General features: G+C 31.8%; 20 protein-coding genes. 13 read left to right on the forward strand and 7 right to left on the reverse strand.

The window, feature by feature from the left end; genetic code table 11:
• Positions 1-35: 35 nt before the first annotated feature.
• From lpdA to ACVC08_RS18180, 3 genes are all read right to left on the reverse strand, one after another.
• The gene (gene lpdA / locus ACVC08_RS18170; RefSeq protein WP_452603127.1) at positions 36-1,436 is read right to left on the reverse strand and encodes a dihydrolipoyl dehydrogenase; all 1,401 of its coding nucleotides are present in this window, start codon (positions 1,434-1,436) and stop codon (positions 36-38) included.
• Between the two features lie 156 nt (positions 1,437-1,592).
• Positions 1,593-2,234, reverse strand: a complete 642-nt coding sequence (locus ACVC08_RS18175; RefSeq protein ID WP_452597404.1) for a CPBP family intramembrane glutamic endopeptidase — start codon at positions 2,232-2,234, stop codon at positions 1,593-1,595.
• 41 nt (positions 2,235-2,275) lie between these two features.
• On the reverse strand, positions 2,276-2,734 hold the full coding sequence (locus tag ACVC08_RS18180; RefSeq protein ID WP_452597406.1) for an Lrp/AsnC family transcriptional regulator: 459 nt from the start codon (positions 2,732-2,734) through the stop codon (positions 2,276-2,278).
• Between the two features lie 158 nt (positions 2,735-2,892).
• On the opposite strand from ACVC08_RS18180, the gene ACVC08_RS18185 reads away from it, so the two are divergent.
• Genes ACVC08_RS18185 through ACVC08_RS18195 form a run of 3 tightly spaced genes read left to right on the forward strand, consistent with a single transcriptional unit; the run spans position 2,893 to position 5,827 of the window.
• Positions 2,893-3,987 (forward strand): flavin-containing monooxygenase, encoded by a 1,095-nt coding sequence (locus tag ACVC08_RS18185; RefSeq protein WP_452603128.1) that lies wholly within the window; start codon positions 2,893-2,895, stop codon positions 3,985-3,987.
• Between the two features lie 29 nt (positions 3,988-4,016).
• On the forward strand, positions 4,017-5,276 hold the full coding sequence (locus tag ACVC08_RS18190) for a trans-sulfuration enzyme family protein (protein WP_452603129.1): 1,260 nt from the start codon (positions 4,017-4,019) through the stop codon (positions 5,274-5,276).
• Positions 5,270-5,827: an OsmC family protein gene (locus ACVC08_RS18195; RefSeq protein WP_452599822.1), complete on the forward strand. Its 558-nt coding sequence runs from the start codon at positions 5,270-5,272 to the stop codon at positions 5,825-5,827. Before ACVC08_RS18190 ends, ACVC08_RS18195 begins: the two co-directional genes overlap by 7 nt.
• A 56-nt stretch (positions 5,828-5,883) precedes the next feature.
• On the opposite strand, the gene ACVC08_RS18200 is transcribed toward ACVC08_RS18195, so the two are convergent.
• A complete protein-coding gene (locus ACVC08_RS18200; RefSeq protein ID WP_452603130.1) occupies positions 5,884-6,906 on the reverse strand; it encodes a metal-dependent hydrolase in 1,023 nt (340 codons plus the stop codon).
• Positions 6,907-6,992: 86 nt separating this feature from the next.
• On the opposite strand from ACVC08_RS18200, the gene nhaC reads away from it, so the two are divergent.
• The 4 genes from nhaC to ACVC08_RS18220 all read left to right on the forward strand — a co-directional run bounded on the left by nhaC (position 6,993) and on the right by ACVC08_RS18220 (position 9,933).
• Entirely contained in the window at positions 6,993-8,459 is a 1,467-nt protein-coding gene (nhaC, locus tag ACVC08_RS18205) for a Na+/H+ antiporter NhaC (RefSeq protein ID WP_452599824.1), read from the forward strand.
• A 144-nt stretch (positions 8,460-8,603) separates the two neighbouring features.
• Positions 8,604-9,248 (forward strand): redoxin domain-containing protein, encoded by a 645-nt coding sequence (locus tag ACVC08_RS18210; protein WP_452599825.1) that lies wholly within the window; start codon positions 8,604-8,606, stop codon positions 9,246-9,248.
• Between the two features lie 7 nt (positions 9,249-9,255).
• Positions 9,256-9,564, forward strand: coding sequence for a thioredoxin family protein (locus ACVC08_RS18215; RefSeq protein WP_452599826.1), 309 nt, complete (start codon positions 9,256-9,258; stop codon positions 9,562-9,564).
• A gap of 111 nt (positions 9,565-9,675) precedes the next feature.
• Positions 9,676-9,933 (forward strand): DUF6952 family protein, encoded by a 258-nt coding sequence (locus ACVC08_RS18220; RefSeq protein ID WP_452599827.1) that lies wholly within the window; start codon positions 9,676-9,678, stop codon positions 9,931-9,933.
• Between the two features lie 228 nt (positions 9,934-10,161).
• Here ACVC08_RS18220 and ACVC08_RS18225 read toward each other — a convergent pair whose 3' ends face one another.
• Positions 10,162-10,632, reverse strand: a complete 471-nt coding sequence (locus ACVC08_RS18225) for an ankyrin repeat domain-containing protein (protein WP_452603131.1) — start codon at positions 10,630-10,632, stop codon at positions 10,162-10,164.
• 80 nt (positions 10,633-10,712) lie between these two features.
• Positions 10,713-12,908, reverse strand: a complete 2,196-nt coding sequence (gene katG, locus ACVC08_RS18230) for a catalase/peroxidase HPI (protein WP_452603132.1) — start codon at positions 12,906-12,908, stop codon at positions 10,713-10,715.
• A 229-nt stretch (positions 12,909-13,137) separates the two neighbouring features.
• Here katG and tpx point away from each other — a divergent pair, with 229 nt between their 5' ends.
• The 6 genes from tpx (at position 13,138) to ribB (ending at position 20,932) form a co-directional block, all read left to right on the forward strand.
• The gene (tpx, locus tag ACVC08_RS18235; protein WP_452603133.1) at positions 13,138-13,644 is read left to right on the forward strand and encodes a thiol peroxidase; all 507 of its coding nucleotides are present in this window, start codon (positions 13,138-13,140) and stop codon (positions 13,642-13,644) included.
• A 67-nt stretch (positions 13,645-13,711) separates the two neighbouring features.
• Positions 13,712-14,080, forward strand: a complete 369-nt coding sequence (locus tag ACVC08_RS18240) for a diacylglycerol kinase (protein ID WP_452598782.1) — start codon at positions 13,712-13,714, stop codon at positions 14,078-14,080.
• Positions 14,081-14,207: 127 nt separating this feature from the next.
• Positions 14,208-16,649 (forward strand): DNA translocase FtsK 4TM domain-containing protein, encoded by a 2,442-nt coding sequence (locus tag ACVC08_RS18245; RefSeq protein ID WP_452603134.1) that lies wholly within the window; start codon positions 14,208-14,210, stop codon positions 16,647-16,649.
• A 54-nt stretch (positions 16,650-16,703) separates the two neighbouring features.
• Positions 16,704-17,342, forward strand: coding sequence for a LolA family protein (locus ACVC08_RS18250; RefSeq protein WP_452603135.1), 639 nt, complete (start codon positions 16,704-16,706; stop codon positions 17,340-17,342).
• Between the two features lie 7 nt (positions 17,343-17,349).
• On the forward strand, positions 17,350-19,737 hold the full coding sequence (locus ACVC08_RS18255) for an LptF/LptG family permease (protein ID WP_452603136.1): 2,388 nt from the start codon (positions 17,350-17,352) through the stop codon (positions 19,735-19,737).
• Positions 19,738-19,780: 43 nt separating this feature from the next.
• The gene (gene ribB / locus ACVC08_RS18260) at positions 19,781-20,932 is read left to right on the forward strand and encodes a 3,4-dihydroxy-2-butanone-4-phosphate synthase (RefSeq protein WP_452603137.1); all 1,152 of its coding nucleotides are present in this window, start codon (positions 19,781-19,783) and stop codon (positions 20,930-20,932) included.
• 78 nt (positions 20,933-21,010) lie between these two features.
• Here ribB and ACVC08_RS18265 read toward each other — a convergent pair whose 3' ends face one another.
• Complete coding sequence (locus ACVC08_RS18265; protein ID WP_452603138.1) at positions 21,011-22,204, reverse strand: DegT/DnrJ/EryC1/StrS family aminotransferase; 1,194 nt, start codon at positions 22,202-22,204, stop codon at positions 21,011-21,013.
• Between the last annotated feature and the right edge of the window lie 175 nt (positions 22,205-22,379).

The following is a 22,379-nucleotide window of genomic DNA, read 5'->3' on the forward strand; positions in this document are numbered from 1 at the left end:
TAGATATTATAAAATGCCTGTTTAAAGCTATTTGTTTATATATGCAATGGTCTATTATCTGTAGCGGCTAATGCAGCTTCTTTAATAGCTTCAGTAAAAGTAGGATGCGCATGAGACATACGCGATACATCTTCTGCACTTGCTCTATACTCCATAGCCACAACCGCTTCTGCAATCATATCTGCAGCGCGAGCACCAACCATGTGTACACCTAATATTTCATCTGTAGTTTTGTCTGCTAATACTTTAACAAAACCATCTAAATCCATACTAGCTCTGCTTCTACCTAAAGCACGCATTGGAAATTGTCCTGCTTTATACTCTATACCTGCTTCTTTTAACTCTTCTTCTGTTTTACCAACAGCAGCTACTTCTGGCCATGTGTAAACAACACCTGGAATTAAGTTATAATCTATATGTGGCTTTTGTCCAGCTAAAGTTTCTGCTACAAAAACACCTTCTTCTTCTGCTTTGTGCGCTAACATTGCGCCTTTAACAACATCACCAATAGCATAAATATTACTAGCAGATGTTTGTAAATGTCCATTAACTTCTACTTGTCCCCTATCGGTTAGTTTTACTCCAGCTGCTTCACAGTTTAAACCATCTGTATATGGACGACGTCCTACAGAGACTAAACAGTAATCACCTCTAAACTCTACTTCTTCTCCTTTTTTATTATCTGCCTTAACAACAACTTCATCACCAACACGCTCAACAGATTTCACTTTATGAGACGTATTCATTTTAAATTTCTGCTTCTTTAAAACTTTATTTAGTTCTTTAGAAACACCAGCATCCATAGTTGGTACAATTCTGTCCATATATTCTACAACAGACACATCGGCACCTAACCTTTTATATACTTGCCCTAACTCTAAACCTATAACACCACCTCCTATAACAATTAAATGTTTTGGTATTTCTTTAAGTTTTAAAGCTTCTGTAGAAGTAATAATACGCTCTTTATCTATAGATATAAATGGTAGTGTAGATGGCTTAGAACCTGTTGCTATAATTGTATTTTTAGCTTCAATTTCTGAGGCATCTTTACCTTCTATTTTTATATGAGTAGCATCAATAAAACTACCAACACCTTCGTAAACATCAATTTTGTTTTTCTTCATTAAGAAATCGATTCCTCCTGTAGTTTGGTCTACTACAGATTGCTTACGAGCAATCATTTTTTCTAGATTTACTTTAATATCTCCAGGAATTTCAATACCATGATCCTCAAAGTGTTTTACAGCATCCTCATAGTGATGAGAAGAATCTAATAATGCTTTACTTGGAATACATCCTACGTTAAGACATGTACCTCCTAATGTTGAATATTTTTCGATTATTGCAGTTTTCATACCTAGTTGTGCACAACGGATTGCTGCTACATATCCTCCAGGTCCTGAGCCTATAACGGCTACATCGTATTTACTCATAAATAAGTTTTATTTAGTGTAATATTTCCTCTTATACGGAAATGACATAAATTATAAATTTAAACAAAAGTACAACATTGAATGCTCTTATACGAATCACTGATAATGATTTTTTTCATATTTACTTTTATTTTTATTTAGTGTTTTGCCTTAAAATTACATATTAAAATCTGAGGAAGGAAACCCTAACATTTCTCCCATACCTACAGTAAATAACCAACAACCATATATAGCATGTTCAATACTTACTAAAACAGTAGATCGCGTTTTATTATATGTAAAAGCAAACAACAAACCACCAAAAAAAGTTAGGACAATAACTAATGTGTTTTTAAAAAACAAATGTGCTAATGAGAATACAATAGCGTTTATAAATAAAAACTGTTTTTTATTTATAAATAATGCTTCGTAACGCTTAAAATAAAATGTTCTATAAATTAGTTCTTGTGGATAAACAGAAAGAAAACTGTAAATAAACAGTATTTTAATCCACAAGATTGGGTTTTCTATTAAAACGATAAATAAGTTTGAGGCATTTGTAAAATACACATATAATAGTGTTAGCAATGCAATACCAAATAACTTTAACAGTGTGTATTTAAAAAATGTTTTCCAATCTATACCTTTAGAAAGTTTAAATGTCTCTTTTTCTACTCTTAACAGTAAAAATACTACGTATAAAAACCCCAAGAGTCCAATTACCATTTTAATCCAAACAGGAAACTCAATCACGAAACTTATAGGTACTATTATAAATAGTAAAAAAAATTCTATGCTTTTATATAATGTAGATTGCATATTCAAATTTAAAACTAACTAGTATAACATCCTAATAACACCTATAAAGAGATCGCTGTGGTATGTTTAACTTCATTAATCATAAACATACTGTGCGTACTACCAATATGGCTTATAGAGGTTAATTTTTTAACCATAAACTCACGAAAAGCTTCCATATCTTTAACTAAAACTTTTAAAAGATAATCGTAATCACCACTTATATGGTAACATTCTAAAACCTCTTCTAAACCTGTAACTTCTTTTTCAAATTTAACAACATAATCCTGCGTATGTTGAGATAATTTAATGTGGCAAAATGCAACAAACGATTTATCTACCTTTTCTTTTTTTACTAAAGCCACATATTTATCTATAACGCCATGGTTTTCTAACTTTTTAATACGCTCATAGACTGCGGTTACAGATAAATTTAACACATTAGAAAACTCTTTATTGGTTTTTTTACTATCCTCTTGTAATAAAGCGATAAGCTTTCGATCTATACTATCAAATTGCATCATTGAAAATTTTTCTATTAAACTAGTTAAAACTATATTTTAATATATAAATAAAACTATATAAAACAAAAATAATAGTTTTATTTTCTAAAAAAAATAAAAATGATTGGTTATTAATCTACTTAAATTTAATTTTGATTATTATTATAAATAATTTTATGAAAGATTTCATTATTGTAGGAGCTGGTCAAGCTGGATTATCAATGGCCTATTATTTAAAAAAACAGAATCGCGACTTTTTGGTCGTTGATGCAAATTCTGAAGCTGGAGCACCTTGGCTAAAGCGTTGGGACTCCTTAAAATTATTTACACCATCGGAATTTAATAACTTACCGGGGTTACCTTTTCCTCATAAAAAAGGACACTATGCTAGTAAATATGAAGTAGCTGATTATTTAAAACTATACGTTGCAACATATAATATTCCTATTACATTTAATGAAAAAATAACAGCTTTAAATAAAGAAGGAGATCACTTTGTTTTAAGCAGTAAAAACAAGACATTCAAGGCTAAAAATGTAGTAGTATCTACAGGGCCATTTCACACTCCTTTTACCCCACCTTGTCATTTAAAAATAGCCGATAATATTGTTCAAATTCACAGTGAACACTATAAAAACCCTAGTCAATTACAAGAAGGAGAAACTTTGGTTGTAGGTGCTGGAGATTCTGGAGTACAAATTTTACAAGAAATATCGGAAACTAACAGAAAAGTATATTTTTCTGGTACAACAGATATAGCAACGCTACCACAGGAAATTCTTGGTAAAACGCTATGGTGGTGGTTTAAAAAAATTGGATTTTTATCTGCCACAAAACATTCTTGGATTGGTAAAAGATTAATAAATGGCAGACAGCCAGTAATAGGAACAGATGTAAAAGCATTATTTAAAAAAAGTAATGTGCAATGTGTTGGTAGAACTTTAGATGCTAATAAAGAGTCTATAATTTTTGAGAAAGAAACTATTTCGTCTATAAAAAATATTATATGGGCTACAGGATTTAAACCTAATTTTAATTGGATTGAAGGTGAACAAATGGATTCTAAAAATTATCCAAAAAACTATAGAGGTGTTAGTGAAACTAAAGGATTATACTATTTAGGTTTGCCATGGCTACACACTAGAGGTTCGGCTACACTTGGAGGTGTACAAAACGATGCTAAATATTTAAACGATTATATTTTAAAAACAACACCCATTTATAAAAAAACAACAGAAGCTGTAAAAAAAGAACAATTAGTCTCAGTATAACAAAGTCTCAATAAAAACAACCTAAACTTATGTGGTTAAATGATTTAAAACGCAAAAGGGAAAAAGGCCCTTCGCTACATAAAGACGCATACACAGAATTTAACGATTCTACAAAATCTGTGCATGCTGGGCAATACAATGACCCAAAAACAGGAGCCTTAGGCACCCCTATTTATCAATGCTCTACATTCTATTTAAACGAAGCCTCGTATAAAGCTATAGAAGAAGGACGAGGAAGAGATGAAATGATATATTCTAGATATGGAAATCCTTCGCAATGGAGTGTACAAGAAAAGCTATCATCATTAGAAAATGCAGAAAGTTCTATTGTATTTTCTTCTGGTATGGCAGCAATTTCCTCTACATTATTAGCCATTTTAGATAAAGGAAGCCATGTAGTCTCTTCAAGAGACATTTATGGAGGTACTTATAACTTTCTATACGAAGATTTATACCGTTACGGGATGTCTGTAACCTTTACCTCTCCTACAGACATACAAGCTATTGAAAGTGCAATACAAGACAATACAAAAGTGTTATATTTTGAAGCATTAACTAATCCGCTTTTAAAAATAACTCCAATACAAGATTTAGTTGCATTGGCTAAAAAGTATAATTTAAGAGTCGTTATTGATAATACATTTTTAACACCATACAATGTAAAACCTTTAGATTTGGGTGTAGATTTAGTGGTTAATTCTGCGACAAAGTACTTAAATGGGCATTCGGATTTAATTGGCGGAACGGTATCTGGCTCTAGAAAATTAATAGATAGGATATGGCCACAATTACTTAAAAATGGAGGCTCTATGGATCCTCATGCCTGCTTTTTATTAGAGCGTAGTTTAAAAACATTTGCTCTTAGAATGAGAACACATAATGAAAATGCTTTAAAACTGGCTCATTTTTTTGAAACTCACGACAAAATAAAAAGAGTCTATTATCCAGGTTTACCCTCACATACGCAACACGATCTTGCTTTATCACAGATGAAAGGAAAATACTCTGGTATGATAAGTTTTGAAATTGAGGGTGGTAATACTAACGCGCACAAATTATTAAGTTACTTAAAATTACCTAAAGAAGCCACAAGTCTTGGCGGTGTAGAAAGTTTAATATCATTACCGTATAACACCTCTCAAGCCTCACTAACAAAAGAACAACAAAAAAATATTGGTATCAATGAAGGTCTTATACGCCTTTCTGTAGGCATAGAGGACATTGAAGACTTAATTTCAGATTTTAAACAAGCTATTAATAACGTATTTAAAAAAGAACTGGTATGCTAAATAATATTAATATCGCTGGACTTAGCGAGTTTACTAACGAAGTAAAAGATAGTAATAAAGAGGGCAAAGCATCTTATGGCATCTCTTTAGATTGGGTAAGTGGAACCAAAACTAAGGTAAAAACCAAAAACATGGTTTTAGGGGAACATAAAATTATAAGAGATTTTGAGTTTGTTATAGACGAACCCTCACAATTATTAGGTGTAAACCATGCGCCTAATCCAGCCGAATACATGCTAGGTGGTTTAGCTGGTTGCATGGCCGTAACTTTTATGGCTGGGGCTACTGCAATGAAAATAGAAATTAACAAGTTAAATATTGAAATTGACGGAGAATTAGACCTTAATGGTTTTTTAGGCATAGATAAGCAAGTTAATTCTGGTTTTCCTGAATTAAAATTTATTTTTAATGTTCAAGGTAATGGTACTCAAGAACAATACAATAAGCTAATAGAGCGAGTAATGCAACATTCTCCAAATTTTAATACTATAAAAAATGAGGTTAAAATGATAGGGGAATTAAAGATAGAAACTGAAGCATTATTAAATTAATACTATAACAAATCAATAAAAAAGGCCTACAGTTTAAAATAACTATAGGTCTTTTTTTATACACCCTTTAAACGTTCCCATAATGTAGACATTACTTTATTAAAGTCGCCTCTGTCTGGCTCAAAAGGCAGCATATTTAAACGATTTTTATCTTTAAATAATGTAAGATTAAAAACTGAGGAGGATTTGTCTTCCGTTTTAATAATTGGGTACCTTAAATCTTGATATGAAAAAGTATCATCTTCATTTTTTATAATATTATAGTACGCATTACTAAACCAAGATAAAGCCTTTAAGTTTTTATAATCACTAATATCTATGGCTCTTTCTTTAGGCAACTCTTCCCAATCAGTAAAATTATTTTTTGAATCTAATAAAGAGTAAAACCCTACATAATAAGACGTTTCGGTTTCTGCAATACCGTACCATAAAATATTGTTTAAAATAAAAGGCTGTGTACTAAAACGTTGATAAGTAATCCCTTTTTCATTTAAAGTCTTTTTAAACACAGAGTCTACATAAAATTTATTTCCAATTGTAAATAGTATATATAAAGAACTTAATCCAAACCCTAGTTTTAAATATAAACGCCGTGTATTTGTCTGTCGTTTATAAAACATTACCATAAGTATACAAATTAAAAAAGGAAGTGTATACATAGGATCTGCCACTGCTATAGTATTAAAAGCTACTCTATAATTAGAAAAAGGAGCAAATAATTGTGTGCCATACGGTGTAAAACAATCTAAAATAGGATGTGTTAATAAGGACCAAAAGAATAAATTAATCCAATCTTGTGTTGTCGTATAATACTGTCGCTTCCCTGTATTATATAATTTATGAACGAGCCAACCAAAAAGGAAAGCACCTAAAATAGAAAATAAAATAGAGTGCATAAAACCACGATGAAACAACATAATATCAATCTCATTATTATATAATAAGCGACCAATAAAAACATCTAAATCTGGAATAGTACCACCAATAGCACCAAACAAAAGCGCCTTATTTCCTATTTTTTTTCCTAAAACAGCTTCTCCACAAGCAGCTCCAAGTACAATTTGAGTTATAGAATCCATATAAAACGCTAATTTACAGTAAGCAATTCAATTTGCATAACTTCTACTAAAATCGTAACATTACATTTCTTAAAAACCAAATGATAATGCAAGACGACAACCTTTCAGAAATAGATATAGAAGATCAAAAAATAATAGATAACAAAGAATTAAATATATGGGAGGCTTTAATACCTGTAGTTTTTTTAATGGCTTTATTAGCTTATAATATTTTCTTTGCAGATGGTGCTATGCTTGGAGATTACTCTAACCAATTAATTTTATTAATGGCAGGAGTTGTTGCTGCTGGTGTTGGTTTTTTCAATAAGGTATCGTTTGGTATTATGTTAAAAGAAATCTGGGAGAATTTAAAAAGTGTTTTTGTCCCTATCATGATATTATTTTTAGTTGGAGCTTTGGCTGGAACTTGGTTAATTAGTGGGATCATTCCTGCCATGGTATATTATGGATTGCAAGTGCTTAATCCTTCAATATTTTTACCAGCATCTGTAATTATTGCAGCAATAATATCTATTGCAACTGGTAGTTCTTGGACAACTTCTGCCACAGTTGGTATTGCATTAATAGGTATTGGTAGTGCTTTAGGTATACCAACTGGAATGATTGCTGGAGCTGTAATTTCTGGAGCATATTTTGGAGATAAAATGTCGCCTTTAAGTGATACAACAAACTTAGCACCTGCTATGGCGGGCACAGATTTATTTACGCATATTCGTTATATGACAATTACTACTGTACCAACCATACTAATAACTTTAATTGTATTTGCTATTTTAAGTACAACTATTGATACTACTGGTAGTGCAGATGTTAGCGGACTTTTAACAACTATAAATTCAACCTTTAATATTTCTCCATTACTTTTTATTGTACCAGGAGTTGTTATTGCTTTAATTTTATTAAAAACAAAGCCTTTAATAGCTTTAGGAACAGGGGTATTACTTGCTGCTGTATTTGCTTTTATATTTCAACCAGAAATATTAACGGGGCTATCTGAATCTAAATTAGGAGCAGTTGTTACTTCAATATTTACTGATACTCAAATTACTACAGATAATGAAAAATTAAATGATCTATTTAGCTCTGGCGGAATGAACGGTATGCTTTGGACAATATATTTAATATGCTGTGCCATGGTATTTGGAGGTGTCATGGATGCCATTGGAGCTTTATCTAGAATAACAAATGCTCTTTTATCTTTTGCTTCCACTGTTTTTGGTTTATTTGCCAGTACAGTAATAAGTTGTTTAGGCTTAAATGCAATTGCTTCAGACCAATATTTAGCCTTAGTTATACCAGGAAAAATGTTTAAACAAGCCTACGAAGATAAAGGCTTAGCTCCAGAAAACCTTAGTAGAACACTAGAAGATTCAGGAACAGTAACCTCAGTATTAATTCCTTGGAATACTTGTGGAGCTTACCAAAGTGGAGTGTTGGGCGTTGATGTTAGCCAATATTTTATGTACGCAATATTTAATTGGCTAAGTCCATTTACAACACTATTGTTTGCTGCTCTTAATATTAAAATAAGGCAATTAAAAACTAGCAAATAAAACATAATACACTCATTTTCAATTACCATAAATAAATACTATTAAGAAATAAGTATTTAAAATTTTATTAATGTTCCAATTTCTCATGATGCAACGTATCTTTGCACACTGAAAAACGAATCATTAATTATAAAATTAAATACAATGGCAATAGTAGGAAAACAATTCCCAAACTTAAATGTGGATGCAATGAACGAAATGGGAGATACTTTCAAATTAAACGTTCTTGAAGAAGCAAAAAAAAATAAGAAAAAAGTATTACTATTCTGGTACCCAAAAGATTTTACTTTTGTTTGCCCAACCGAGTTACACGCGTTCCAATCTGCTTTAGCAGAATTTGAAAAGCGTAATACTATCGTTATTGGAGCCTCTTGTGATACTCCAGAAGTACACTTCGCTTGGTTAAACACTGCAAAAGATAATGGTGGAATTGAAGGTGTTACTTACCCACTTTTAGCAGATTCTAACAGAAACTTAGCGTCTACTCTAGGAATTTTAGACGTTACTAATGAGCAGTATAACGAAGAAACCGGAGTGATAACTGTAGATGGTGATAACGTAACTTACAGAGCAACTTACTTAATTGACGAAGATGGTGTTGTATTCCATGAAGGTATTAACCATATGCCAGTTGGACGTAACGTAAACGAATTTTTACGTTTAGTAGATGCTTACACTCACGTACAAACAAATGGAGAAGTTTGCCCTGCAAACTGGGAAGAAGGAAAAGAAGCAATGGGTGCTAATAGAAATGCAACTGCAGAGTATTTAGCTGCTCACGTAAACTAATTTTGTCATGCTACAAGAATTAAGTCAAGACAATTTAAACGAAGTCGTTTCCAATAACGAAACTGTTGTTGTACAATATTCTGCAACATGGTGTGGCAACTGCCGTATTATGAAACCAAAAGTTAAAAAACTAGCTTCAGAGTTAGACAATGTAACATTTGTTATTGCAGATGCAGAAAAATTTCCAGAATCTAGACAGTTAGCAACTGTAGATAATTTACCAACATTTGCTACGTTTAAAAATGGAACTTTTGTTAACCAAGTACAAACTAACAAGTTCGACGTTTTAAAAGAATTAGTTAACGAAGTTATATAAAACAATACCGCTTCTAGTATACATTAGAAGCGGTTTTAACATGTTTTTCATTTAAATATTAGAATTTATTCTAAGTCGAGTTGGAAAGCAAAAACGAAACTAAAATTTTCTATGAAATTACCAGTAATAAAACACTTAACACAATTTATTGAAAACAATGATGAAGATTACATTGTTGAAACTATAGAAACATTAGAAGCTTTAACAGAAGTTCCTTCTTTAAAAGATGAAGAACTAGATGTCATAGGAGAATTAATCTCTAATATGTATGGTGCAATGGAAGTGAATAAAATGATAAAGGAAGGAACACCGCAAAAAGAAGCTTTAAATAGTTTTATGAAACGTGTTTTAGGATCTATAGATAAATAGAAAAAGAAAAAATAATTACATTAAAAAATCCACTTTTTAGAAAGTGGATTTTTTTTTTGATTGTCCGTTTTGTACCATAATACTAATTATCGTGTCATGTTAAACTTGTTTCAGCATCACATAACACCTAAAAATATAGATGCTTCATGGTGAAAACCTAAAACAAGTTCTGGTTAACGGTAAACTTTATGATTGATACGGATATTCATTTTTTTTATTTTGTTAATACTATTTAAAACAATCAATAATAGCTTCAAAACCTTTTTCTTTAGCATAATCTAAAGCAGTTTTACCATCATTATCCTTTATGCTAATGTCAGCCTTATTGTTTTGCAGAAGCTTTATCATTTTTACTTGATTATACATTGAAGCAAATATTACTGGAGTTATGCCTTGATTATTTTTAGCATTTACATTTGCTCCATTTTTAATTAAAAGTGATGCTAAATCTATATTTCCTTTAAAAGAAACTCCTATAAGTGCTGTATTACCTAAAGCATCTGTATCGTCTACCAATGCATTATATTTAAGTAATAGCTCTACACACTCTTTTTTATCAAAATAAGAAGCAAATATTAAAGGGGTAAACCCTCTAGAGTCTTTAGCATTCACAATATTTGGGATACTTTTTATTTGTGTTTCTACACTAGTTTTATCTCCCAACTGAATGGCTTCAAATAACAATTTAATATCATCCATTATAATCCTTTTTATAAAATAAAATTGGAGTAAATATTATATTAATACCTACCCCAATAGTATCATTTATCTAATTCAATTTATTTTACATCGTAACGATCTAAATCCATCACTTTTGCCCAAGCTGCAACAAAATCGTTTACAAATTGTTCTTTTGCATCTTCACTTCCATAAACTTCAGCAACTGCTCTTAACTCTGTATTAGAACCAAAAATTAAATCTGCACGAGTTCCTGTCCATAATACATTACCAGTTTTTCTATCTTTACCTTCAAAAACTTTATCTTCAGGAGTTGTGGCACTCCATGTGGTTCCAAAGTCTAAAACATTAGTAAAGAAATCATTAGTAAGGCTACCCACATTATTTGTAAACACACCATGCTTAGAACCATCGTAATTAGCACCTAAAACACGAAGCCCACCAACTAAAACAGTCATTTCTGGAATAGAAAGTGTTAATAAGTTTGCTTTATCTACTAATAAATCTTCAGCAGCAACTTTTAAATCAGATTTTATATAGTTTCTAAATCCATCTGCCAATGGCTCTAAGTAGCCAAACGATTCTATATCTGTTTGTTCTTGAGAAGCATCTCCTCTACCTTGAGTAAATGGTACATCAACCGAGTATCCTGCTCTTACGGCAGCCGTTTCAACTGCTGCATTCCCTCCTAAAACAATCAAATCTGCCATGGAAATTGTACCACTAAATTCTTTCTGAATTTCTTCCAGAACATTTAATACTTTATTTAATTCTGCTGGATTATTAACTACCCAACTTCTTTGTGGTTCTAATCGTAAACGTCCTCCATTAGCACCTCCTCGCTTGTCTGATCCTCTAAAAGTAGATGCAGATGCCCAAGCTGTCTTTACCAATTGAGATACAGATAGTCCTGACGCTATAATTTTTACTTTTAAAGAGTCTATATCTTCATCACTTAAAGTATAATCTACTGTTGGAATTGGGTCCTGCCAAAGCAACTCTTCTTTTGGTACCTCAGGTCCTAAATAACGAGATACAGGCCCCATGTCTCTATGTGTTAACTTATACCATGCTCTTGCAAAAGCGTCTTCGAATGCTTTATGATCTTTATGAAAACGTTTAGAGATTTCTAAATAAGTAGGATCCATTTTTAAAGCCATATCGGCAGTAGTCATCATTAACGCTTGTTTTCCATTAGCATCTCCTGCTTTAGGTGCCATTTTTGCATTAGAAGCCGCAGTTGGTGTCCATTGGTGTGCTCCAGCTGGACTTTTAGTTAATTCCCAATCGTAATTTAGTAATACATCAAAGTAATCATGATCCCATTGTGTTGGGTTAGGCGTCCAAGCACCTTCTATTCCACTAGTAATTGCATCATCTAATACACCAGAACCAAAAGTATTTTTCCAACCTGTACTCATTTCTTCTATAGAAGCGCCATGAGGTTCTGCTCCAACATATTGATCTGGATCTGCTGCACCATGCGCTTTACCAAATGTATGCCCTCCAGCAACTAATGCCACGGTTTCTTCATCATCCATTGCCATACGACCAAATGTTATTTTTATATCGTGTGCAGATTTTAATGGATCTGGCTCTCCGTTTGGCCCTTCAGGATTTACATAAATTAATCCCATGTGTACAGCTCCTAAATGCCCTTCTAAATCACTATCACTAGTATCGTAACGCTCATCGTTTCCTAACCATTGGTTTTCAGACCCCCAATAAATATCTTGTTCTGGCTCCCAAACATCTTCTCTTCCTCCAGCAAAACCAAACGTATTAAAGCCCATTGACTCTAACGCACAGTTACCAGCAAGAATCATTAAATCTGCCCAAGACAGTTTTTTACCATATTTCTTTTTAATTGGCCATAATAATAAACGTGCCTTATCTAAGTTACCATTATCTGGCCAACTATTAAGGGGTGCAAAACGCTGTGTTCCAGAACCAGAACCACCTCTTCCATCTCCTACTCTATAAGTTCCTGCACTATGCCATGCCATTCTAATCATAAAAGGTCCATAATGGCCATAATCTGCTGGCCACCAATCTTGAGAATCTGTCATTAAATCAATAACTTCTTTTTTTAGTGTTGCAAAATCAACACTATTAAAAGCTTCAGCATAATTAAAATCTTCTCCTAATGGATTAGATTTAGCTCCATTTTGTCTTAAAATATTTAATTTTAATTCATTTGGCCACCAATCTCTATTAGATGTTCCGCCACCTGCAGCTTTAGTTTGTTCTCCACTCAGAAAAGGACATTTGCTAATATCCCCATTTTGATTATTCATAGTATTTATATTTTAGTTGTTATTCATTTAATATTGTTATAAAATTAGTTAATTAAAGCGCTCGGTCAACATTCAAAAAATTGATAGTTTTTATTTAATAATAGTTTTTAATTATACCTTAAACAAAAATCAATAACTATAATTTATTTAAAATAAAATCAACAGAAATAATATAGGGTAACATATAATTAATGTTTATTTTTAGTCTTCTAATTAAAAAACAATAGAAATGGCATCAATTACATTAGGCGGAAATCCTGCAGAAACATCAGGTAGCCTTCCCCAAATAGGAACAAAAGCTCCAGACTTTAAATTAACAGTAAGCGACTTATCTACTCAAGTTCTATCAGATTTTGAAGGACATAAAGTTGTTTTAAACATATTTCCAAGTGTAGATACTGGTGTGTGTGCAACTTCAATTAGAACATTTAATAAAGAAGCCGCAGAAATGGAAAACACAAAGGTTTTATGTATTTCTAGAGATTTGCCTTTTGCTCAAGCACGTTTTTGTGGTGCTGAAGGTATAGATAATGTTATGATGTTGTCTGACTTTAAAGATGGAAGTTTTGGTAAAGCTTATGGATTAGACATTATTAATGGTGCTTTTGAAGGGCTACATTCTAGGTGCGTTATCGTTTTAGATGAAAACGGAATTGTAAAATACACAGAACAAGTACCAGAAATTGGAGAAGAACCAAACTATAAAGCGTCTTTATATGCTTTATTAGACGAATAATTTTTAAAGATTTTAAATAATATGCTTTACTATATAAATTATAGTAAAGCATATTTACTACATATATATGAGCAAAAAAGACTCTTTTATTGTAAATAGAATAAAAAGTGTAGGCTATGCTTTTAAAGGAGCCTATCTTCTAATTACTACAGAGGCAAGTTTAAAAGTCCAGTTTTTTATAGGTATTATTATGACTATTGCAGGTGTTTATTATGAGCTATCTGCAACAGAATGGATGATTCAAATACTTATAATTGCTTTAATTATGGCTTTAGAAGGTGTTAATACGGCTATAGAAGAGATTGCAGATTTTATACACCCAGAGCGTCACCCAAAAATTGGCTTAATAAAAGATTTAGCTGCTGGTGCCGTTTTTATTTTTGCAATAGCAGCTGTTGTTGTAGGCGCAATTATTTATATACCAAAGATTTTCTAGCACATACAAAATCTATAAGTAAAGAGTAATACGTATAAGTTAAACCATAACCTTTTACTTTAAAATACAATTATCAATTAGGATAAACGTTAAGTATTTGTATTTTTGTTTCACCTAAAAACAGATAATGGCTAAAGCAAAACCGAAAGCAAAATCAACAAAAAAAACCACAAAAAAGAAAAGATTTAGGTTAAAGCGTCCTAATATGGTTTTAAACAGTCAACAAAGATTAATTGTTGGTAGTTTTTTAATTATTCTAGGAATAATATTATTTATAGCGTTTTTATCTTTCTTTTTTACAGGAGAAGCAGACCAAAGTACTTTATCTGAATTCTCATCGAGACAAGTAAAGTCTGAAAATTGGTTAAGTAAATTTGGCGCTTGGGTAAGCGATTTATTTATTCAAAGTGGTTTTGGTATTTCATCATTTATATTTGCGGGTTTAGTTTTTTTATCTGGTGTATATATTGTTTTAGACTTAAAAAAAGAAAAACTACGTCAACATTGGTTTTGGGGTGTTTTAACGGTCATTTGGTTATCTGTATTATTAGGTTTTGTAGCAATTAAAGATGGTTTATTAAGTGGTACTGTAGGTTACGAAATTAACATGTATTTACAAGATTACTTAGGTAAAATTGGTACTATACTTTTACTTCTTTTTGTTTTAATTACTTATTTGGCAATACGTTTTAAAGTGACACCACAACGTATTGGTTCGTTTTTTAGTAATGCAAAAAAAGATATAAAATCTGAATTTGAAAACGCTTCAAACGAAACGGAAACAGTTACACCAGTTGATAATAATTTAACAGAAGAAGCAGAAGCTATAAAAGCTGCTTTCGATACTACTCCAGAAACCATTGAGCCAACTATAGAAAACCATTCTAAGCTAGATATTACCTCTACAAAACCTATGGTAGATAAAACACCATCTACAACTTTAGAAGTGGAAATACCTAAAGACGAAGAGGAAGAAGCATCTTTAGAAATTAAGGTAGAATCGGTAGTTGAAGAAAAATCGGAAACCGACAACCTATCTGATAAGTTAGTTGAAGACTTCGGGTTATTCGATCCTACTTTAGAATTAGGTAATTATCAATTTCCTCCTTTAGATTTATTAAAAAAATATAATACTGAAGGAATTACAATAAATCAAGAAGAACTTGAAGAAAATAAAAACCGAATAGTTGAAACTTTAAATAATTATAAAATAGGCATCTCGTCTATTAAAGCTACTATTGGGCCAACTGTAACCTTATATGAGATTGTTCCAGAAGCAGGTGTACGTATTTCTAAAATTAAAAATTTAGAGGACGATATAGCTCTATCACTTTCTGCATTAGGAATTCGTATTATTGCGCCTATTCCAGGTAAAGGAACCATTGGTATAGAAGTGCCAAATAAAAATGCAACTATAGTTTCTATGCGTTCTGTAATTGCTTCACAGAAGTTTCAAAAATCTGAAATGCATTTACCTGTTGCATTAGGGAAAACAATTAGTAACGAAACTCTTGTTGTAGATTTAGCAAAAATGCCTCACCTATTAATGGCTGGTGCTACTGGGCAAGGAAAATCTGTAGGGTTAAATGCTGTATTAACGTCACTTTTATATAAAAAGCATCCTGCAGAAGTTAAATTTGTTTTAGTAGACCCTAAAAAAGTAGAATTAACACTATTTAATAAAATAGAGCGCCATTATCTTGCAAAACTGCCAGACAGTGCAGAGGCTATTATTACAGATAATACTAAGGTTATAAATACCTTAAATTCTTTATGTATTGAAATGGATAACCGTTACGAAATGCTTAAAAATGCATTTTGTAGAAATATTGTAGAGTATAATACTAAATTTAAGGCTCGTAAATTAAACCCCAACGATGGGCATCAGTTTTTACCATACATAGTATTAGTTGTCGATGAGTTTGCCGATTTAATTATGACAGCTGGAAAAGAAGTAGAAACGCCTATTGCACGTTTAGCACAATTAGCACGTGCCATTGGAATACATTTAATTGTAGCTACACAAAGACCTTCGGTTAATGTTATTACAGGTATTATAAAAGCAAATTTCCCAGCCAGAATAGCCTTTAGGGTAACATCTAAAATAGATTCTCGCACCATTTTAGATGGCCCAGGAGCAGATCAATTAATTGGTCGTGGAGACATGCTTTATACACAAGGTAATGATTTAATTAGAATACAGTGTGCTTTTGTAGATACGCCGGAAGTAGAAAAAATTACAGATTTTATAGGTGCTCAGAAAGCTTATCCAGATGCATATTTACTTCCAGAATATGTTGGTGAAGAAGGTGGCACAACTCTTGATATAGATATTTCAGACAGAGATAAATTGTTTAGAGAAGCTGCAGAAATTATAGTTACAGCACAACAAGGGTCAGCCTCTTTATTACAACGAAAATTAAAACTAGGCTACAACAGAGCAGGTCGTTTAATCGACCAATTAGAGGCTGCGGGTATTGTAGGTGGTTTTGAAGGTAGTAAAGCAAGACAAGTGTTAATAACAGATTTAGTTGCACTCGATGAACATTTAGCAAACGAAGGTCAATAAAAAGAATAATAAGATTTTCACTTTCGTGGAAGTTATTAAAATTAAAATTTTAAAATGAAAAAAATAGTATTACTCCTATTATTAGTAAGTTCAGTAACATTTGCACAAAGTAAAGGTGATGCAAAGGCATTATTAACTGAAGTATCAGAGAAAGTAAAAAGCTATGATAATATTGCTATAGATTTTAAATATGTATTAGAAAAGAAAAAAGAAAATATCAAGCAAGAAACACGTGGAGATGTTACATTGCAAAAAGACAAGTATAAACTTAATATATTAGGAATTACCAGAATTTTTGACGGTTCTAAATTGTATTCCATTAGCCCTGCAGACGAAGAAGTAACAATTTCTAATGAAAATGAAGACGACGAAAATAGTATTACGCCAAGTAAAATGCTTTCATTTTACGAAGAGGGATTTACTTACAAAATGGATATTGTTCAAAATGTAAAAGGAAGAAAAATACAATATGTAAAGTTAACGCCTATAGATTCTAAATCTGAAATAAAATATATTTTACTAGGTATAGATTCGCAAACAAAGCACATTTATAACTTAATTGAAATAGGTAAGAATAACACAAAAACAACTTTGACTGTTAATTCTTTTAAAACAAATGAACCTATTTCAAAAAGCTTGTTTACCTTTGACGAAAGTAAATATAGCGATTACTACATCAATACATTAGATTAGTTACCCTTTGAAAATATTAGATAGATATATATTAACCTCTTATCTTAAAACTTTTATCAGCGTGTTTGTTATTCTCATGCTGATTTTTGTATTACAGGCTATTTGGTTATATATTAAAGAATTAGCAGGAAAAGATTTAGATATATTAACCGTACTAAAGTTTTTATTCTATATAACCCCCACTCTAATTCCATTAATATTACCACTTACCATACTACTATCTTCTATTATGGTTTTTGGAAATTTTGCTGAAAACTATGAGTTTGCTGCAATGAAATCTACAGGGATTTCATTACAACGTGCTATGTCTAGCTTAAGTGTTTTTATTGTACTGTTAGCTATTACCACTTTCTTTTTTAGTAATAATGTTATTCCTTGGGCGGAGTATAATAGTTATAATTTAAGAAAAAACATTGCAAAAGTAAAGCCAGCCATGGCTATTGCCGAAGGGCAGTTTAATCAAATAGGCGAAAACTTTAATATTAAAGTTGCTAAAAAAACAGGAGAGCGCGGACAGTTTTTAGAAGATGTTGTTATACACCAAAGTCAAAAAGGGAAACCTGGTAACCATAAAACAACCATAGCAAAAACGGGAGAGCTAATAAGTAGCAAAAAATCGGATGTATTACAATTAGTGCTTTTTGATGGCTATCATTACGATGATACGCCACCAAAAGATTATAAAAAAAGGCTAAGGCGTCCATTTACAAAGAGTTCTTTTGATAAGTATATTATGAATATTGATTTATCGCAATTAAACACTGTAGATTTAAGCCAGAAAAACATTGACGATAAATATACAATGCTTAGTATTAACGAGTTAAACTATGCAATAGATTCTTTAAATACACAACGCCAAAATTTATATGCTACAAACGCCAAATCGTTATACGATAGAACAAATATAGGAACCTTAAATCTTACGGTAGAACCAAGAAAAGATACAATTTATTCTGGTCATGATATTTTAAGCTTATTTAAAACTAAACGACAAGTACAACTATTAGATTATGCTGTAAATGCATCTTCTAGTACCATACAAATTATTACATCTAAACAAAACACTATAAAAGCTAGAACTATCTGGTTTAATAAGCATATTATAGCTTTTCATGAAAAATTTGCATTAGCTATAGCTTGTATTATTCTCTTTTTTGTTGGTGCGCCATTAGGAGCACTAATTAAAAAAGGTGGACTAGGTTTACCAATGGTAATTGCAATTGTACTATTTTTATCCTATCACTTTATAGGAATTTTCGCAAAAAACAGTGCTAAAGATGGTTCGTTTAACCCCGCAATGGCGACTTGGTTTTCTACTCTTATTATGTTACCATTAAGTATTTACTTAACTACAAGAGCAACGAAAGATAAAGGTGCTTTTGAAACCGATAGTATTTTAGAGCCACTTAAAAAACTGTTTGGTGTAAAACAGAAAACAGTTTCAGAAAGCGAAACACTTTTAGCAACTAACTCTAATGCATATACTACTCTAGAAGGTTATGATAATAATAAGCTTATAGATGTTATTAAAAATTATAGAGAATACGACTATAGTATTGCTTACAAAAACTCTTCGGTAGCTATTTTAGAAACAAGAGGCATTACTGCACAAGAATTAAAAATTGGAGGACACTTTACCAATCAAAAATATGAAGAAGCTGTACGTTTAAAACACATGTACGATGAAGATTCAAAATTGTCTCTTATCTTATATGCTATAGCAGTTCCTTTAATACTATTAGGGAGTATATTAAAAAACAATACATTCCCGCTTATAGGAAACATTTTATTTGTTACAGGTATTGTTATAGAAGTTCTGTTTCTATTTTCATTTATGAAATCATTTAACAGCTTTTCTAACTTAACAAAACAATTAGACAAAAGTGCTATTGGTGGGGCTTTAGTCTTTTTACTATTTGGTATTCCACTATACATGGTTAATTATTTTATTCAGAGCAAGCAGATTGCAAAAGAACTTAAAATGAAACCTGTGTCTTTAAAAGAAAGTACTCATAATAAACCAGTTATAGAAAACGCAGAAAAAATAACGACATCAAATGTTTTAGTCTCAAAAACTAAGTTAAAAGATTATAAAACTGTCGCAACATTCTCTTATATATTCTATGGTTTTGCTGTTATACTTTTTATTTTATACTTTGTTTTAAATAATAACAAACCATTATTAGCTCCAGCTACACTACAGTTATGTCTTATTTCGTTTATAATATATATAGTACATTACCTAAAGAGTTATTTTAGTTTTAGTAAACTCTATTATAACATAGAGGACCTTACGGCTCCTAAAAAACCATTATTATTAATAGTTGGTTTTATAATTTACCCAATAATTCATCTATTCCGAAATCGAAAAATAGAATCCGATTTTAAGCATTAATCACAAATAAGCGATATCTTTGCGAAACTAAAAAGTCTTTATAATGATTACCAATACTGAAAGTAAAGTAGAGTTTAAACTTAATACCATACAAGACGCTATAAACGATATTAAAGCTGGTAAAGTTATTATTGTTGTAGATGATGAAGATAGAGAAAATGAAGGTGATTTCTTAGCTGCAGCAGAACTTGTAACTCCAGAAATGATAAATTTTATGGCAACGCATGGACGTGGGTTAATTTGCGCACCACTTACCGAAAACCGTTGTAAAGATTTAGGTTTACACATGATGGTAACCAATAATACCGATCCTATGGAAACTGCATTTACGGTTTCTGTAGATTTAAAAGGACATGGGGTTACTACTGGTATTTCTGCAAGTGATAGAGCAAAAACAATACAAGCTTTAGTTAATACTACTACTAAACCATTCGATTTGGCACGCCCTGGACATATTTTCCCTCTTGTAGCTAAAGAAGGCGGTGTATTAAGACGTACTGGCCATACAGAAGCAGCAATAGATTTTGCACGTTTAGCTGGTTTAAACCCAGCTGGTGTAATCGTTGAGATTATGAATGAAGATGGTACTATGGCGCGTTTACCTCAATTAATAGAGGTTGCTAAAAAATTCGATTTAAAAATCGTGTCTATTGAAGATTTAGTGGCTTACAGAATGGATCACGACTCTTTAATAGATAAAAAAGAAGATTTTAATATAGAAACGCGTTTTGGTAGTTTTAGATTAAGAGCCTACCAACAAACAACCAATAACCAAGTACATATAGCACTTACAAAAGGAGATTGGGCAACTAACGAGCCCGTTTTAACTCGTGTTAATTCTACTTTAGTTAATAATGATATTTTAGGAACCTTAACTAATAATGCCGATAAAAAGCTAGACGACATGTTTAAGGCTGTAAACAAGGCAGGAAAAGGTGCTATACTATTTATTAATCAGCAAGCACAATCCTTAAACCTATTAAACCGTTTAAGCCTTTTAAAAGCTTCTCAAGAAGAGAATAAAGTGGTTAAGGCGCCTGCGATTAATATGGATGAAAGAGATTTTGGTATTGGAGCACAAATATTACACGATTTAAATATTCATAAACTAAAATTAGTGTCGAACTCGCAACAGAGTAAGCGTGTGGGAATGATTGGTTATGGTTTAGAAATTGTAGAATATGTAACCTATTAAAACATTTTAGTTTTAAAATAAAAAGAAAGCCTTTACATTAATTGTAAAGGCTTTTTTATGTAATAAATATTAACTTTTTTAAATAGACGCTTTTATAACCTCTACCATTTTAGCAGCTCTTGCATTAACTTCCTCTTCGGTCCAAGATAGTTTTATTAATGCCGAAATGTTGCGCCCAATGTAATGATCGGATTGTGTAAAGGTTTTATTAGAAAGTTCTTCTAATCCTTTTTTAATATCTGCACTCATTGGATATAGCGATTTTGCATTTTTTAAATGCTCCCATCTACGCACATAATGCCAATTATTATCGTAATAATGAAAACAAACATCTACGCCTTGCTCTTTAAAGCCTTTTGATGCTTTTCTTGCCGATTCTAAATCTGGTAAAAAGAAATTTAAAAACGCATAGCTCTCCTCTCCTCCTTCTGGTACAGTTCTAAACGTCACTTCTGGTATTTGCGATAACGCGTCTCGTAAAATGGTATAGTTTTGTTTTTGTACAGCTAAAAACTCTGGTAAACGTTTTATTTGTGCTAAACCTACTGCGGCATGTAATTCCGATATTCTAAAATTATAACCTAAAAACGGGTGTGTTTCTGCTCCTCTATCGTTCCCCTCATGGTCATGTCCATGATCGCTATAATGGTCAGAGTTTGTATAATATTCTGCATTGTTTGTAATAACGACTCCTCCTTCTCCACAGGTTACTGTTTTAACAAAATCGAAAGAGAAACATCCTAAATCGCCTATACTTCCTAAAGCTTTATTGTTATAGGTTCCGCCTATAGCTTGGCAAGCATCTTCTAACAATAACAAGTTATGTGCATTACAAATTGTTTGCAATGCATCCATATTACCCATACTTCCACACATATGTACTACCATTACTGCTTTTGTTTTTGGGGTAATAGCGGCTTCTACTGCTTTCGGGTCTAATGTTAATGTAGCGTCTATATCTACTAAAACAGGTATAGCACCAAGCATGGTTATGGCTTCAAAACTAGCTACAAATGTAAAGGTTGGCATAATAACTTCATCTCCTGCTCCTACTCCTGCTGCTGCTAAGGCTACAGATACGGCTGCTGTTCCACTAGATACTAATTGCGCGTGTTTTGTATTAAAGGTACGTTGTAACTCTTGCTCTAAAGATTTTGCTTTCCAATGGCCATTTCGCATACCATCAAACCCATAGCGCATCAATACGCCGTTATCTAATACATCTTGTACTTCTTTTCGTTCTTGGTCTCCAAAGCGTTCAAATCCAGGCATTGTATATCTTTTATAGTTTCAACGTCAAAACTAACAGAAATTAGTCAATTAAAAAAGCCTGTAGACACTAAGTTTTACAGGCTTTTTAATGTTTTTATTAAGGCTTGAGTGTTATGTTTTTTAATGAAATTCGTCAATTCGAGTGGATTTTACGATTGAAAAAGAGTAAAATTTG

The organism is Pontimicrobium sp. MEBiC06410, assembly GCF_053601615.1.